Source organism: Catenuloplanes atrovinosus, assembly GCF_031458235.1.
Taxonomy (GTDB): Bacteria; Actinomycetota; Actinomycetes; order Mycobacteriales; family Micromonosporaceae; genus Catenuloplanes; species Catenuloplanes atrovinosus.
The window spans coordinates 6,303,001-6,318,480 of the sequence record NZ_JAVDYB010000001.1 but is presented as its reverse complement, the minus strand read 5'-3'; the positions used below and the strand labels follow the sequence as shown (position 1 = coordinate 6,318,480).

At 70.0% G+C, this 15,480-nt stretch carries 16 protein-coding genes and 1 riboswitch; of the genes, 7 read left to right on the top strand and 9 right to left on the bottom strand.

The genetic code is table 11. The features are described from left to right. Nucleotides 1-15: 15 nt before the first annotated feature. A complete protein-coding gene (locus J2S41_RS27940; protein WP_310371976.1) occupies nt 16-1,356 on the bottom strand; it encodes an ABC transporter substrate-binding protein in 1,341 nt (446 codons plus the stop codon). Nucleotides 1,357-1,623: 267 nt separating this feature from the next. Between J2S41_RS27940 and J2S41_RS27935 the strand changes: the two genes are divergently transcribed. Both J2S41_RS27935 and J2S41_RS27930 read left to right on the top strand, forming a co-directional pair. After that, nucleotides 1,624-2,355 carry an HD domain-containing protein gene (locus tag J2S41_RS27935; protein WP_310371975.1) on the top strand — a complete coding sequence of 244 codons (732 nt, stop codon included), beginning with the start codon at nt 1,624-1,626 and terminating at the stop codon, nt 2,353-2,355. A 29-nt stretch (nt 2,356-2,384) separates the two neighbouring features. Next, complete coding sequence (locus tag J2S41_RS27930) at nt 2,385-2,879, top strand: TspO/MBR family protein (RefSeq protein WP_310371974.1); 495 nt, start codon at nt 2,385-2,387, stop codon at nt 2,877-2,879. Between the two features lie 416 nt (nt 2,880-3,295). Here J2S41_RS27930 and J2S41_RS27925 read toward each other — a convergent pair whose 3' ends face one another. The 7 genes from J2S41_RS27925 to J2S41_RS27895 all read right to left on the bottom strand — a co-directional run bounded on the left by J2S41_RS27925 (nt 3,296) and on the right by J2S41_RS27895 (nt 8,659). Then, on the bottom strand, nt 3,296-4,501 hold the full coding sequence (locus J2S41_RS27925; RefSeq protein WP_310367110.1) for an IS110 family RNA-guided transposase: 1,206 nt from the start codon (nt 4,499-4,501) through the stop codon (nt 3,296-3,298). 263 nt (nt 4,502-4,764) lie between these two features. Then, complete coding sequence (locus tag J2S41_RS27920) at nt 4,765-5,676, bottom strand: MHYT domain-containing protein (protein ID WP_310371973.1); 912 nt, start codon at nt 5,674-5,676, stop codon at nt 4,765-4,767. Nucleotides 5,677-5,929: 253 nt separating this feature from the next. Further along, complete coding sequence (locus J2S41_RS27915; protein ID WP_310371971.1) at nt 5,930-6,082, bottom strand: GPGG-motif small membrane protein; 153 nt, start codon at nt 6,080-6,082, stop codon at nt 5,930-5,932. A gap of 93 nt (nt 6,083-6,175) precedes the next feature. Beyond that, a complete protein-coding gene (locus tag J2S41_RS27910; protein WP_310371970.1) occupies nt 6,176-6,937 on the bottom strand; it encodes a metallophosphoesterase family protein in 762 nt (253 codons plus the stop codon). Then, a complete protein-coding gene (locus J2S41_RS27905; protein WP_374728175.1) occupies nt 6,934-7,215 on the bottom strand; it encodes a hypothetical protein in 282 nt (93 codons plus the stop codon). The genes J2S41_RS27910 and J2S41_RS27905 overlap by 4 nt, the downstream gene beginning before the upstream one ends. Nucleotides 7,216-7,230: 15 nt before the next feature. Then, nucleotides 7,231-7,854 (bottom strand): nucleotidyltransferase family protein, encoded by a 624-nt coding sequence (locus tag J2S41_RS27900; RefSeq protein WP_310371969.1) that lies wholly within the window; start codon nt 7,852-7,854, stop codon nt 7,231-7,233. A 100-nt stretch (nt 7,855-7,954) separates the two neighbouring features. Beyond that, a complete protein-coding gene (locus J2S41_RS27895; protein WP_310376569.1) occupies nt 7,955-8,659 on the bottom strand; it encodes a SigB/SigF/SigG family RNA polymerase sigma factor in 705 nt (234 codons plus the stop codon). A 282-nt stretch (nt 8,660-8,941) separates the two neighbouring features. Here J2S41_RS27895 and J2S41_RS27890 point away from each other — a divergent pair, with 282 nt between their 5' ends. From J2S41_RS27890 to J2S41_RS27875, 4 genes are all read left to right on the top strand, one after another. After that, nucleotides 8,942-9,649 carry a dTMP kinase gene (locus tag J2S41_RS27890; protein ID WP_310371968.1) on the top strand — a complete coding sequence of 236 codons (708 nt, stop codon included), beginning with the start codon at nt 8,942-8,944 and terminating at the stop codon, nt 9,647-9,649. Nucleotides 9,650-9,755: 106 nt separating this feature from the next. After that, nucleotides 9,756-10,655, top strand: a complete 900-nt coding sequence (locus tag J2S41_RS27885) for a MurR/RpiR family transcriptional regulator (RefSeq protein ID WP_310371966.1) — start codon at nt 9,756-9,758, stop codon at nt 10,653-10,655. A 484-nt stretch (nt 10,656-11,139) separates the two neighbouring features. Continuing rightward, complete coding sequence (locus J2S41_RS27880; RefSeq protein ID WP_374728174.1) at nt 11,140-12,081, top strand: sigma-70 family RNA polymerase sigma factor; 942 nt, start codon at nt 11,140-11,142, stop codon at nt 12,079-12,081. Nucleotides 12,082-12,268: 187 nt separating this feature from the next. After that, a complete protein-coding gene (locus tag J2S41_RS27875; protein WP_310371963.1) occupies nt 12,269-12,889 on the top strand; it encodes a DUF6642 family protein in 621 nt (206 codons plus the stop codon). Nucleotides 12,890-12,936: 47 nt separating this feature from the next. On the opposite strand, the gene J2S41_RS27870 is transcribed toward J2S41_RS27875, so the two are convergent. Beyond that, complete coding sequence (locus tag J2S41_RS27870) at nt 12,937-13,965, bottom strand: C40 family peptidase (RefSeq protein ID WP_310371960.1); 1,029 nt, start codon at nt 13,963-13,965, stop codon at nt 12,937-12,939. A gap of 8 nt (nt 13,966-13,973) precedes the next feature. Beyond that, nucleotides 13,974-14,118: riboswitch (cyclic di-AMP (ydaO/yuaA leader) on the bottom strand. 783 nt (nt 14,119-14,901) lie between these two features. Here J2S41_RS27870 and J2S41_RS27865 point away from each other — a divergent pair. Beyond that, nucleotides 14,902-15,357: a DUF6232 family protein gene (locus tag J2S41_RS27865; protein ID WP_310371958.1), complete on the top strand. Its 456-nt coding sequence runs from the start codon at nt 14,902-14,904 to the stop codon at nt 15,355-15,357. Nucleotides 15,358-15,480: the final 123 nt, after the last annotated feature.

Sequence of the window (15,480 nt, the reverse complement as noted above, 5' to 3'; positions counted from 1 at the left end):
CCCGGATGGGGTGCCCTACTTGGGCCAGGAGCCCTCGATGTACGAGAGCGTGCCCGCGGTGTCCTTGCCGTTGATCCAGTCGACCATGCCCTTCCAGAACGTGCCCGCGCCGACCGAAGCCGGCATCAGGTCCGAGCCGTCGAAGCGGAACACGGTCGTGGGGTCCTGGAGGATGCCCACGGAGAGCTTGTCGATCGGGTTCTGGACGTTGTTGATGTCCAGCTTCTTGTTCGCCGAGACCCAGTTGCCGAGCTTGGCCCGGGTGTTCGCGTGCTCGCCACTGGCCAGGTACGTCTGCACGGCCTGGACCTCGGGCCGGTCCGCGAACGCGACGGTGAACTCACCGGCGCCCAGGATCGGCTTGCCGCCGGACGCGTCGATCGCCGGGAAGTAGAACGCGTAGACGTCGCCGTCCTCGGCCACCTTGGTGCCCTCGGGCCACTGGTTCGCGTAGAACGAGGCCTGGCGGTGCAGCGTGCACTTGTCCTCGAGGATCGGCAGGCCACCCTCCTGGAACGCGGTCGTCGAGATGGACTTCGAGTCACCGAAGCCACCGTTGACGTACTTGTCGTTCTTCAGGATCGTGCCGGCCCGGTCGACCGCCTCGGCGACCTTCGGGTCGTTGAACGGGATCTCGTGGTTGACCCACTGGTCGTAGACCTCGGGCGTCTGCGTGCGCAGCATGACGTCCTCGATCCAGTCGGTGGCCGGCCAGCCGGTCGCGTCACCGGACTCGATGCCCGCGCACCACGGCTTGCCACCGGCACCCGCGATCTGGTCGCTCAGCGCGATCATCTCGTCCCAGGTGGTCGGGACCTTGTAGCCCTTCTCGGTGAACGTCTTCGGCGAGTACCACACGAAGGACTTCACGTTCGAGCCGAACGGGGCGCCGTACAGCTGGCCGTTGACGGTCGCGTACTTCAGCCAGTCCGCCGAGTAGTTCGCCTCGGCCTGGGTCTTCGTCTCCGCGGCGACGGCCTTCAGCTTGCCCGAGTCGGCGAAGCGCTTGATCAGACCCGGCTGCGGGATGAACGCGATGTCCGGCGCGTTGCCGCCGTCCACCCGCACCTGCAGCTGCGCCTCGAACTCGCCGCTGCCCTCGTATTTGATCGTGATGCCGGTGCACTCGCTGAACTCGGCCCAGGACTCCTCCAGCAGATCCGCCTCGGTGTCCCGGATCGAGGCGTAGATCGACACCTCGGTACCGTCGTGCTTGTATGCGTCGTACACCGAGCAGTCGCCGGTGCCGGCGCTGCTGTCGTCGTCTCCTCCACCGCCGCACGCGGCGGCGGTCAGCACCAGCCCGAGTGCGCTGGCGACCGCAAGGGCCTGGCGAGGTCGGGAAATGACCGCCATGGCGTCCTCCTTCCTAGCCGGCGGATGAGGCACTCGAAGCCCGCTCGCCGGATCCCGTTCCTGTGGGCGTCCTCACATGTAAGCGCTTGCAGGATCTTTAGTCCAGCGGTCGGCGAACCTTGATCGGTAACAATTCAGAAACCTGGAAAGGGCGCACGACCGCTCTGCGACACAGTGCCATTCTCGTCGCAAACGTGGGATTTCGTGTGGGTTCGCGCCGATACGGTGGCTACCCTGACCAGGCAATATCGGGTATATGTGGGCGCCATGCCCGGCGAGAACCTGAAGCCCGAGATCCTCCGCACCATGCCGCTGCACGCCATCACCGAGGTGTACGGCGAGCGCGGCCTCCGTCAGCGATTCCTCCACGAGATCGGGCGCTTCGACGACGAACGGCGCAACGCGCTCACCGCCGCGCTCACGCTCGCCACCGATCTGCACCGCGACGACCGCCGGGTGCGCGAGCCCTACCTCAACCACCTGCTCCGCGTCGCGCTGCGGATCATGTGCTACTACCGCGTCGAGGACGTCGACGTGCTGGTCGCGGCGCTGCTGCACGACGCGGTCGAGGACCACCCGTGCGAACTGGCCGGCCTGCCCGAGCCGCAGCCGCACGACGTCGCCACCGAGGCCGCGCTCGCCGAGGTCGCCCGCCGCTTCAACAAGCGCGTCGCCGACCTGGTCCGATCCGTCACCAACCCGGCGTATGACCCCGGCCGCGACCGCTACGAGCAGTACCGCGAGCACGTCGCCGAGAGCCTGGAGCGCGACCCGTGGGCCCGCGTCATCAAGGTCAGCGACTTCACCGACAACGGCGTCGGCATCATCCACACCACGGGGCCGAAGATGACGTCCAGCGCCCGCAAGTACCGCCCCCTGGTCCCCACGTTCCGCGACCTGATCGCACGCGCCGACACCCCGCTGGAACCGGAGGCCAAGTCGCACATCATGGACCAGCTCGACCTCGCCGAGGAACGCTTCGCCGCCATCCTGGATTGACGCCGCCTCCAGCGGGAATCCATGTCCTCATGTCCACGCTGAGCGCACACCACCGCACGCACCACGGACCCGGCCAGTGGCTCGCCCTGGCCGGCTTCGCCGCCGCCGCGTTCGTCACCGCCGCGATCGGCGGCCTCGGCGTCCAGGGCACCGCCGCCGAGTACAACTCGCTGGCCCAGCCCGCCTGGGCCCCGCCGGACTGGCTCTTCGGCCCGGTCTGGACCGTGCTCTACGCCATGATCGCGCTCTCCGGCTGGCTCGCCTGGCGCCGCGCCGGCTGGACCACCGCGCTCACCGTCTACGCCGTCCAGCTCGGCCTGAACGCCGTCTGGACCCCACTCTTCTTCGGCGCCGGCCAGTACGGTCTCGCGCTGATCGACATCATCCTGCTCTGGCTCTCCATCGCCGCCGTGACCGCCCTCTTCCGCCGCATCTCCACCCTCGCCGCGCTGCTCCTCGTCCCATATCTGCTCTGGGTCACCTACGCCACCGCCCTCAACGCCGCCATCTGGTCCATGAACTAACCCGTCTTCCGCTTCCCACCCGGCGCGGCCCACGGCATGCGTCCCGGACCCGGACTTTCCCGCTCCCGGCGTGGTCCGGCCCGCATGCTCCCGCGGGCAAACCTCCGGCTCCCCTCCGACTCCGCTGGCGCTCCGCTCCGGTCCGCCGGTCGGAGCCGGTGTCCGTGTGGTCACCGAGACCCCGCGACTCCCGCGGTGCCCGAGTTCGCCGCCGCGCCCACCTTCACGCACGGCGACCACACCGGCATGCGTCACGCCCGCTCTTCCGGACCACCGCGGCTCCGGCAGGGAGGCCGGCCACGGCCGACCGGTGCCCGCGGGAGCATGCGGACCGCGACCACGCCGGAAGCGGGAAAGTCGGGTCGGGACGGATTCAAGGCCACGGCGGGCGGGGGGGGGTGTCCCTATGGGTTTCGTCAAGCCTCAGGGCTGGCTTCCTCGGAAGTTTTCGCCTGGTAGGGGGTTTTGGTGCGGAGCATGGCGTGTAGGACGTCGGCGCGGCGGCGGGCGAGACAGATGATCGCGGCGTTGTGTTTCTTGCCCTCGGCCCGTTTCCGGTCGTAGTAGGCGCGTGAGGGCGGGTGGGACAGGGACGCGAACGCGGCGAGGAAGAATGCGCGTTTGAGCTGCTTGTTTCCAGCCTTCGGCGGGTGTTCACCACGGATGGAGCTGCCGGAGCGCCGAGTGACCGGGGCGAGGCCGGCGTAGGAGGCGAGGTGGCCTGGGGTTTTGAACGCGGTGGCGTCGCCGACTTCGAGCAGTATCCGGGCGCCGGTCCTGACGCCGATGCCGGGCATCGAGGTCAGGACCTTGGCGAGAGGGTGGGCATCGAGCATCCGTTCGACCTCGTCGGCGACCTGGTCACGCTGCTGCAACACCTGACGGAGGTTGTCGGCGAGCCTGGGCAGGACCGTCTCGGCTGCGGTCGTGCCGGGGACGGTGACGGTCTGCTCGTCCAATGCGGCCAGGACGGCCTTGACGAGCCGGTCGCCCATCCGCGGTGCCTTGGCCGCGGCGATCGCGGCGAGGTCGTCGCGGCCGGTCCGGCGAAGGCCTGCCGGGCCGCCGCATCGTGACAGCAGTTCCAGCACCGCCGGGTGGGCGATCTTCGGGCCCAGGACGCGTTCCAGTGGCGGGTGGATCTGGGTGAGTAGGCCGCGGATGCGGTTGCTGACCCTTGTGGCTTCGCCGGCGAGGTCGTCGTCGTAGCCGATCAGGACTTCGAGTTCGGCTAGGGCCTCGTCGCCGGTGTCGACCCGGCGCAGGGTGTGTGGGAGGGTCCGGGCGGCGTCGGCGATGACGAAGGCGTCCCGGGCGTCGGTCTTCGCGGTGCCCGGGTGCAGGTCGGCGATGCGGCGCATCGCCAGGCCGGGCAGGTAGGCGACCTGGCAGCCGGTCGCGCGGGCGACCGCGACCGGCAGAGCGCCGATCGAGGCAGGCTGGTCGACCACGACCAAGATTCGCCCGTGCCTGGACAGCTTGCCGAACAGGGTCTTCAGGCGTTTCTCGGTGTTCGGCAGCGGCGCGTCGTGCAGCCGCTTCCCGCCGGGGTCGAGAGCGACCGCGTGATGGTCGCTCTTGCCGACGTCGAGCCCGAGGAACACGTCGTACTCGTTGAACACCGACTACCTTCCACCGCAGGTCACAGAGCCTGGTCACGGGTCGGGCGTCGAACTGCCGGCACCCACGTTACGAAGAGACCAACCCCTGGCGTGCGGGGCGGCCGGGTCCCTATCAGCGGTCCGTCGACGCCACCCGGACCGGCGGCAACACCCCCCGGATCATGCGTACGACAGGGGGCAAGAGCCATACCGGGCCGAGCGACCAAGCAACCCCGAAGGGGTTGATCAAAAAGGTAACGGGGCAGGTGCCGGTGGAGTCGGGTTCAGGTGCGGGCGCGGCTGGCGCCGGCGGTGGCGGCCGCTGCCGCGGATGAGGTGGCGAGCCGGTCGACCGCGGCCGCGGGCGGGATGACCGGCTCGGTCTCGCGGATGGACCACGTCTGCTCCGCGTGGGCGCCGTGCCGGCCGGGGGACGGGGCCGCGATGGGCGTGCCCGCGGCGAACTCCTCCTGCATCATGGCCTGAAGACCGCTGAACGCCATGCCGATCAGCGTGGCCGCGGCCAGCAGTGTGATCGGGATGAGCAGCACGTACGGGGAGAGGCCCGCGACGTGCCCGCGACCGTCGTTCCAGAGTTCGACGCGCATCGCGGCCATGCCGGTGTAGTGCATGCCGGTGACCGCGACGCCCATGATGGCGGCGGCCGCGATGATCGGGCCCCAGCCCTTGATCGTCACGGTGAACCAGAGCGCGACGGTGGCGGCGACCACCGCGATCACGCAGGACGCGGCGACCAGCGCGGGGTCGTAGTGGATGACGCCGGCCACGCGCATGCCGCGCATCCCGGTGTAGTGCATCGCGACCACGCCGGCGCCGGTCAGGACGCCGCCGATCAGGATGCGCTGCGGGGTACGCGGGCCGAAGCCGACGGCGAACAGGCCGAAGCCGACCGTGCCGACGGCCATGGCGGCGCTGGCCAGCGTGAGGCCGAGGTCGTAGCGGATCGGGCTGTCCGGCACGTCGAAGCCGAGCATGGCCATGAAGTGCATGAGCCAGATGCCGGCGCCGCCGATCGCGAATGCGGCGATCATCAGCCAGCGCGCGCGCCGGCCTCGGGTGTGCGACTCGCGGGCGCGCACGGTGCAGGCCAGGCCCAGCAGCGAGCCCAGGAACGCCAGCAGGAAGGAGACGATCGGGTTGAACGCCCCGTGTGTGAAGTGGTGGACTTCGGCCATCGCGTACGGGCACCTCGGCACGAATGGGACCCGCTCGGACATCCGGGTCGCTCGGCCGACGATTCAGTCACACCGCCGCACGCCGCCGTCGCACATCACGTCCGTCCTACCCGGACGGGGTCTAGCCCATATCGACGCAGGTCACGGACGTGAAGCCGGGGTCGTCGCGGTGGACCGGACGGTCGGGGAGGACTCCGGTCTATGCGACGACCCCGGTGTGTGACGGGCGGGGGGATTCATCACGCGGGGCGGCCTAGGTGAAGATGCTGACGCCGAACGGCCCGACCAGCAGGCCCACCACGATCAGGACGATTCCCCAGAGAATCTGCCGCCGGACGAGCGAGACGACGCCGGCGACCACGAGCACCACTGCCAGGATCCACAGAAGAGTATCGAAAGCACCCATGACCAGTTCTGTACCCGACGCCGGAAAATCCAAAACATCGCCGTGAGCAGCGAAAAGGCGGCCCGTAGGCCGCCTTTCGCATCGATCGGCGTCTTACTGTCCGGCGTGGACCAGCGCGCCCGGCTCGCTCTCCTCGGCGTCGTCGCCGAGCAGGTGGTAGACGCTGTACGCCTGCTTGATCACCGGGTGGGCCACGTTGCGCACCCGGACGCCGCCCGGCGTAGTGCCGCGCTCGGTGCCGTGGTGCGCGTGCCCGTGCAGCGCCAGCGCGGTGCCGGCCGAGTCGATCGCGCGTCCGAGCTGGTAGCAACCCAGGAACGGGTAGATCTCCAGCGGCTCGCCGACCAGCGTGTCCGGCACCGGCGAGTAGTGGGTGAGCGCGACCTTCACGTCGCAGTCCAGCGCGCGCAGCGCCTCGCCCAGCCGGTCCGCGATCCGCTCGGTGGTGCCGACGAACGCCTTCATCTCGGGCTCGCCGAAGTTGCTGGCGCACCGGCCGGCGAACCCGCCGCCGAAGCCCTTCGCGCCGGCCACGCCCAGCCGGGTGCCGCCGCAGTCCAGCACGGTCCCGGTGCCCTCCAGCACGGTGATGCCCGCGTCGGTGAGCACCCGGGTGACCGCGTCCGGCTGGTCGGACTGGTGGTCGTGATTACCCAGCACCGCGATCACCGGTACGCCGAGCCCGCCGAACTCGGTGGCGACGCAGCGCGCCTCGTCCTCGGTGCCGTGCCGGGTCAGGTCGCCGGCCAGCAGCAGCACGTCCGCCCGGTCCGGCAGTTCCTCCAGCGCGGGCCGGTACCGCCCGACCACGTCCTTGTCGATGTGCACGTCGCCGACGGCCGCGATCCGGATCACGACAGCTCCTCCGCCTCTGCCGGGGCCCCCGCCCGGGTGAGCCCGATGTCCACCGACAGGTCGATGCCGGGGAACTGCTCCCTGATCAGCCGCACGATCTCGTCGCGGCGCTGCACGCTCTCCACGTCACCGCAGAGGATCAGCGTGTGCTCGCGCCGGGAGACGGTGAGGCCCTGTTCGGCCACCCGCCCGTCCTCGGTGAGCATGCGCTGCACCTCGGCCTCGACGTACTCGTCCAGCGGCCGGTTGGTCGCGATGTCCGCATGATGCTGTGTCACGTGCTATCACCCTCTTCACTGAGTGGCGGCGAGGCGGAGCGTGCCGCGCTGGCCCTCTGACTCCGGGTCCGGCGTCTCCGACTCCTCCGTGGGCACCACGTCGAGCCGGTCCAGGAGCACCAGGAACGCCTCCGCGTACGGCGAGTCCGCCGTTTCCCGGCGTACCCGCGCCCAGTCGATCTGCTCCCGCAGCGAGCGGGCGACCGGCAGGCCGCGCGCGAAATCGCAGTAGTGCTGGGAGAAGCTGAGCAGCTTGTGCACCATCAGCTGGGTCGCGGACAGACAGGGCATCTGGATCGCGTCGACCGGCCGCACGACGGAGTCGGCCAGCGTCTCGTCCGTCACCGGCGTCTCCACCGGCCGGAAGATCAGATCCACCATCCGCCCGTCGTCGTAGACCTTGACCAGCCAGTCCTCCGGCGGCCGCTCGCTGGTGAAGCCCGCGGCGGTCAGCTCCTCGAGCGCGCGGTCCACATCCTGCTCGCGGATCATGAAGTCCACGTCGTGGTCGCTGGAGTAGCCGCCGTGCGCGTACACCGCGAAGCTTCCGCCCAGCGCGAACGGCACGTCGGCCTGCTTGAAGATGGCGGCGACGCGCTTGAGCGTGTTGACGAGCCCGGCGTCCACCCGGTACGGCATGGCGATCTCCCGTCGGTGTGTGGCGGTGTCATCTCCACCTACCCGGCGAGATGCCGGTTCACACCCCGGGAATCCGGCATATCGGACCGCTCGCGCCGGCTCAGAGTTCGTCCGACAGCTGCCCCCGCAACGTGGACAGCGCCCGGGCCAGCAGCCGGGACACGTGCATCTGCGAGATGCCGATCCGCTCCGCGATCTGCGACTGGGTCAGGTTGCCGTAGAACCGAAGCGTGAGGATGCGCTGCTCGCGCGGGTCGAGCGCGGCCAGCGCGGGCCCGAGCGCGACCCGCAGCTCCGCGCTCTCCAACTCCTCGTCCTCCGTGCCGAGCAGGTCGCCGAGCGGGGTCTCGCCCTCGCCGGCCGGCGTGGAGAGCGAGACCGCGCTGTACGCCCGGGACGCCTCCAGCCCTTCCAGGATCTCCTCCTCGCCGCGGCCCAGGTGCGCGGCCAGCTCCGCCACGGTGGGGGAGCGGCCCAGGGCCTGGGTCAGCGCGGTGGTGGCGTCCGAGGTGGCGGCGCGCAGCTCCTGGAGCCGGCGCGGCACCCGCACGTCCCAGCACCGGTCGCGGAAGTGTCGCTTGATCTCGCCCGCGATGGTCGGGATCGCGTACGCCACGAACTCCACGCCGCGGTCCGGGTCGTACCGGTTGACCGCCTTGATCAGCCCGACGATCGCGGTCTGGTCCAGGTCCTCCCTGGGCTCGCCGCGGCCGGCGAAGCGGTTGGCCAGGTGATGCGCGAGCGGCAGCCACGCCTCGATCACCTCCGCGCGCACGCGGGCGCGGTCCGGATGCCTCGGTGGCATCTCGGACAGCGTGGCGAGCAGTTGGGCGGCGTGTCGTCGGCGTTCCGGGGGTGTCACGATCGCCTCCCCGTGGAGGGATTGTGGTCGCCGGGCCCCGGCCGGGGCGGCAGCGGGGATCGCTTCGCGTACGGCAAATAATTTTAGTCCGTACGGCCAGCGGAAATCCAGCCGAATGGATGAGGGGCGCCCAACCTCCCGTAACCCGTTTTGAGCGGAAAAGACGTATATGGCGCGCAATGACTCTCAGCGAAAAGATGCCTGGACTCGCTACCGTGTCCGGGTATGACGCCGATCATTGAGTCCGCACGCGGTGACCGCCGGGGACGCCGTCCCCGAACCATCGCGCTGATCGGCGTGGACGGGTCCGGCAAGACCACCCAGGCCCACCGGCTCGCGGACGCACTCACCGCGGCCGGGCTGCCCGCCACCTACCAGCAGAACGCGGGTGGCCGGGCCTGGTTCGGCCGGATCGCCCAGCGGCTCGGCGCCGGCGACGCGCAGGGCCTGTTCGGGCGGCACGGCTGGCCGGTGGTGGAGTCGGTGCTCCGCTGGCTCGCCATCGCCCGCGCGCTGGTGCGCTCGCGCCGCTCCGGGCACATCGCGGTGATGGACCGGTACAGCTACTGCCAGTACGCCAGCATCCGCACCCAGCTCGGCCGGGGCCGTCGCGAGGAGCGGCTGGCCCGGTTCGCGTACCGGTTGTTCCCCGCCCCGGACGTCACGTTCCTGCTGGTGGTGAGCCCGGGTGCGGCGTACCGGCGGATCGAGGCGCGTGGCACCGACCACGAGACCATCGAGTACCTCACCCGCGCCTCCGCCTCCTACGCCTCGCTGCCGGAGCACGACTCGTTCGTGCTGATCGACGGCGACGGCACCGAGGACGAGGTGGCCGCCGAGATCCTGGCGCATCTGATCCCGCCGGCCGAGGCTCCGGCACCACCGGTGACGCCCGTCACGGGTGACCTCCGCCACCCGGTCACCGTGGTCTGACCGGCCGCTCACCCGCGGTGGCCCGTTCCGTCGAAGCTTTCCCCGTAACAGGCACCGTGGGGCGGGTTTCGTTGACGGGTACGAAGTGCGCAAAGAAACTCGGACCGTGGTGAATTCGCCCGGGCTGCTGGTGCACATCAACGCGCTCCTGCCCTCGCTGTCACCCGCCGAGCAGCGCGTCGCGCGCCTGGTCGTGGCGGATCCCGCGGACGCGGCCGGCCACACCATCACGGACCTGGCCACGGCCGCGGAGACCTCCGAGGCCACGGTCATCCGGTTCTGCCGCTCGATCGGCATCACCGGCTACCCGCAGCTGCGCATCCGGCTCGCCGCGGAGGCGGCCGAGGCGGCCAGCCGCGGGCGGCCCGAGGACGACCGCGTGGCCGGCGGCGAGATCCCGCCGGACGCGGACCTGGCCCGGATCGTGGCCACCATCGCGTTCAACGAGGCCCGGGCGCTGGAGGAGACCGCGGCCCAATTGGACGTGGCCGCCTGCGACCGGGTCGTGGAGGCCGTGGACGGCGCCGGGCGGATCGAGGTCTACGGCGCCGGGCCGAGCGGCAGCGCGGCGCTGGACCTGCAGCAGAAGCTGCACCGCATCGGCCGCAGCGTGGCGTACTGGCCCGATCCGCAGGCCGCGCTCGCCTCCACCTCGCTGCTCGGGCCCGGCGACGTGGCGATCGGCATCTCGCACAGCGGCACCAGCGCCGGCGTGCTGGACGTGCTGGCCCAGGCGCGGCTGCGCGGCGCGGTCACGGTCGCGGTGACGAACTTCCCGCGCTCGCCGATCGCGGAGGCGGCGGACCTCGTGCTGACCACGGCCGCGCGGGAGACGACGTACCGCTCGGGCGCGCTCGCCGGACGCCTCGCGCAGCTGATGGTCGTCGATTGCATCTTCGTCGGCGTCGCTGTGCGTAACCGCAAACGGGCCGGGCAGGCGCTCGCCGCGGCCGATGAGGCGACCGCGCGGCTGCGTGCCCCGAGCGGCCGTGGCAGGCCCCGCTGACCTGGGACGATCTTGCTCTCGTCGGGGTGGTGGCGCACTGCCGGTCCGCCGGGAATGCCGTTGCGGCCAGGAAGGTTCGCTGGTGAGCTGAACCCTCGGATCTCGTTTCCCGTATGTCTCGGGTGACAGGGATCGCAGAGGGTCAGTGAGGTGGGTCGCTGCGACTCAACTGTCCCGGATGGTGTGATTTGACGGGCCAGGGGTAAGCACCCGTTGAGCGCATCGACCGGCCGGTAACGACTACATCCCCCGCCAGCCGAGCCGATTCAGGAACTACGCACCGCGCTCACAGCCAGGATTCAGGCGTTCGTGACAGCGTCGTATGACGACGAGATTACATCCGAATGCCGGAATCAGCTGGGGGCGCAGGCCGTTGTTAGAGGGGCCACCGCTGGGGATTGCGGAGATTACCGGGGAGGGCCTGATGGATACAGGGACGGCCCGTAAGAAGGCAAATGGGGTCAACGAGGGGACCGTGGGCGACATGGAAAAAGGCATGGTGTTGCGAACGGATGAGGTTGCCGAGGAGCGCGACCTCGTCGGAGTCTACCTGCACGAGATCTCCCGGACACCTCTGCTCGACGCGGCGCGTGAGGTCGATCTCTCCAAGGCGATCGAGGCGGGTCTCTACGCGGAGTACCTGCTCGACGGCGACCAGCTCCCGGCCGGCGTGAGCCGCGAGGAGCTCGAGCGCCTGATCGTCGAGGGTAACCGTGCCAAGGACGAGTTCATCCGCGCGAACCTGCGGCTCGTCGTCTCGATCGCCCGGCGTTACGTCCGCTCCGGCATGCCGATGCTCGACCTGATCCAGGAGGGCAACACCGGCCTGGTCCGCGCGGTCGAGAAGTTCGACTACGAGCGCGGTTACAAGTTCTCGACGTACGCCACGTGGTGGATCCGCCAGGCGATCAGCCGCGCCATCGCGCAGCAGGAGCGCACCGTGCGGCTCCCCGTCCACCTGGTGGAGGACGTCAACCGCATGCGCAACGTCACCCGCCAGCTCACCCGCGAGCTGGGGTCCGACCCCGAGCCGGCGCAGATCGCGACCGCGCTGGGCGTGACCGTGGAGCGGGTGCTGGAGCTGATCCGCTGGTCGCAGGACACGGTGTCGCTGGACACCCCGGTCGGCGACGACGGCGACACCAACCTCGGCGACCTGGTCGCCGACTCGGACGCCCCCTCGCCGGAGGAGATCGTGCTCACCGGCCTGGAGCGTCAGCGCATCGAGGGCCTGCTCAACCACCTCGACGACCGCTCCGCCGGCATCATGCGCGCGCGGTACGGCCTGGAGGACGGCCGTGAGCACTCGCTGACCGAGGTGGCCTCGCGGTTCTCGCTCTCCCGGGAGCGGATCCGCCAGCTGGAGATCCAGGCGCTCGGCCGGCTGCGCGAGCTGGCCCGCGCGGAGGGCCTCCAGGCGGCCTAGACCACAACCCCACACCCCTCGGCGGTACGAACGAACCGGCCGGTCCCGATCCCCGGGGCCGGCCGTTGCGTTCGTCACTGCGGCCGCGTCGCGTCGCGATGGCCACCGCGTCAGCGATGGGCAGGGCGGCGCGGGATGGGTAGGGTCGCCTGCGGGGTACGGGAAACCACAGCTCGGGGGAGGCGATGTGGCGCGCGGCGGCATCTTCTGCGTGGAGGGTCAGTGGCACCGGGACCTCTACGAGCGAGGCTCCGTCATCCCCACGCTGGAACTGCTGGAGCGCCTGCGCCGGATTCGGTTCATCTACCGTGACGTGGCCACCCCCGAGGAGCTGAGCTACTTCCTCGACCGGTGGCTGCTGAAGCAGTACAGCGACTACCGCGTGGGGTTCTTCGCCATGCACGGCGAGCCGGGCCGGCTGTGCCTGACCGACAAGGCCGCGGTCGAGCTGGACGACGTGGCGGAGCAACTGGCCGGGCGCTGCCAGGACAAGCGCCTCTACTTCGGGTCCTGCTCCGTGCTGAAGGCCTCGGACGCCACGCTGCTGGACTTCCTGGACGTCTCCGGCGCCGCGATGGTGTGCGGCTACACCCGCGAGGTCGACTGGGTGGACTCGGCCGCGTTCGAGACCGTACTGCTGGACGTGCTGGCCAACGGCGCGATGGTGAACGCGGCGGAGAAGCGGATGGGCTCCGGGCCGTGGCGGGAGCTGGCCGCCTACCTGGGTTTCCGGATCGTCTACGCGAACGGGCGCACCTGGCGGCCGGGCACGCGCGGGCGGGTGCCGGTGCAGGCCACCGCGGTGTGAGAAAGGGCGGGCACCCGTGGGGTACCCGCCCTTTCGCGCCGTGCCGCCTATCTGACCCGGCCGTAGCCGTACGGCGGCATCATGTTGATCGGTGCGATGGTGAGCACCTCGCCCGGCCGGGGCGCGTGGATCACCTTGCCGCCGCCGATGGCGATCGCGACGTGCGCCAGATCGCGGTAGAAGACCATGTCGCCCGGCTTCACCGCGGAGGCGGGTATGTGCGCCACCACGTTCCACTGCATGGCCGCGTTGTGCGGCAGCGACTTGCCGGCCGTCGCCCACGCCGCCTTCACCAGGCCGGAGCAGTCGAATCCGTTCGGGCCCGCGGAGCCGTAGATGTACGGCTTGCCGAGCTGCGCGTAGGCGAACTGGACCACGCTGCTCGACCCGGCGGGCGCGCTCGGGACGGCGCCGCCACCGTTGTTGCCACCACCGCCGTTGCTGCCACCGCCGCCGTTGTTGCCGCCGTTGTTCACCGGCGTCCGCGCGGCCGCCTCCTCCTGCTCCCGCCCGTACGCGGCCTTGCGCAGCGAGTACAGGTTCTTCAGCTCGCCCTCGATGCCGGCCCGGCGCTTGGCGGCCTCGTCCCGCTGCGCCTTCTGCTTCTTCTCGGCGGCGTCGAGCTTGGCCTTCTCCTCGGCGTACTGCGCCTCGGTGGCGGTGTAGACGGCGACCTCGTCGTTGCGCGTCTCGGCGAGCTGCTCGAGCACGCTGAGGCCGGCGACCAGGTCCTGGCTGTCGGTGAGCGTGAGCAACGTGTTCGCCTCGCCGAAGCGGCCGGACTTGTAGGCCCGATTGGCGAGCTGGCCGACGGAGGTGCTCGCCTCCTTGACCTGCTCCTCGAGCGCGGCGGTCTTGTCGCTGAGCTGCTTCGCGGCGGCCTGGGTGGCCTTCAGCTCCTCATTGAGCTTGTTGTAGGACTCGATCACGACTTCCAGCTCGTGGGAAGCCTTGTCGATCTGCTTGGTGAGGTCGGCGCTGGACGGCTCGGCGTGGACGGCGGTGGCCGGCGCGAGAACGCCGACCGCGATGGCCGCCAGCACGGTGGCGCGCAGGATCGCACGCGAAGCTGACAACGGGGTGGACCCTTCTTCCCTGCCGCCTACCGGGTTAGCTGACGGATTCGGGCCAGAAGGACGCCCTACCGCGCGTGCGCACGGATTCACCCCGGATGGGACTCTGATGGGTCCCCGGTTCGCCGCAACACCGCTCGAGGGCCACGCCGGGTGGGCCCGGCAGGACCGGCGATCGGCGGGCTCGATTCCGGACGGTGCGGGGGTGCACCGCCGGCCGAGGCCGGGCGATTCGGCGGCGCCGGGCTGGCGTCATTCCGGGGGGAGTGACTGCGGACCAGGTCCGGCCCACCCACGGTAACGACCAAATCGGAGTATCGAAAGGGTGACGGCGGTCATCTGTGGGCTTTCGCCGAGAATGGGGCAAATTTCGTGATAGCGGAGAGTAAAGGAATGCCTTCTTGGAGTAATTGATCGATGCGGCGGCGGTGATGAACGCGCGGAATACGCAATTTGCGAGTTCTTGCGGACGCTTCCCGTTCCACTTCTCGGGCAAATGCGTATAAACGCCACAGGAAATCGTCTGCCGCGCAGCCCTGACGGGTGGAAATCTGCCAGGTGGCAGATTGCCCCCTTCCCATTAGTGGCGTGCGGTTGGGAGTATGGCCATTGGGGAGGTCTCAGGGTTCTCCCGCAAGGGAGACGCTTCTCGGCACGGGAGCCCAGGCGATTTTCCCGCAGCGCGCGCTAACGCATCACGTGATCCTCGGAGTCCACGCCACAGGACTCCGGAGATCGTCTTTCCCCGGGGGCGGGGAAAGCCACCGCGGCGGACGCGGGGTGGTGACCGGCGGCAACCGGAAACACCACCCGCGATCGCCGTAAACAACAGACCAACTCCTAAAGAGCCGCAGGAGGACTCCGATGGAGAATAGCGCTCGTTACTCGCCGCGTTCAACCCGTCGCTACGTATCTCCCGGTGCCGCGCCGAGCACCCGGGTGGCGTTCGAGACGGCCGACGTCATCGTCACCCCCGAGTACTTCGAGGTCGGCGGCCGGCGCTGGCCGACCAGCGAGCTGGCAGGGCTGCGCACCGTGCGAGGCCCATTCGACCGGCTCACGGTGCGTGCGGTGGCCGCCTCAGGGGTGAGCCTGCTGGCGGTCTTCGCGGCACTCAGCTTCGGCAACGGTCTCCAGGGGCTCGGCCCGGCCACCTACGTCGTGCTCGGCGCGGCGGCGCTGGTGCCGATGCTGCTCGGCGTGGTCGGCAATCGCACCCGGCCGCGCGTCTGGGAACTCTGGGGCGATTACCACGGCATGACGGTCCGGCTGTTCGTCAGCGACAACGAGAGGCAGTACGGCCAGATCTCCCGCGCACTGGTGCGCGCACAGGAGGTCGCGAAGCTCGGTGCCGTCCGGGCGCCGGTGTCGTCGATCGACCCGTACAGCATGTGAGTCGAAGCACGATGTCCGTGCCCGAGTGACAATTCCGGACCGGGGTGTGGCGGCACGACACGACCCCTTCAGATAGCCCGCTGGTTCACGGACCACATTGGGAGATCATGGGCGCGCTTCCCC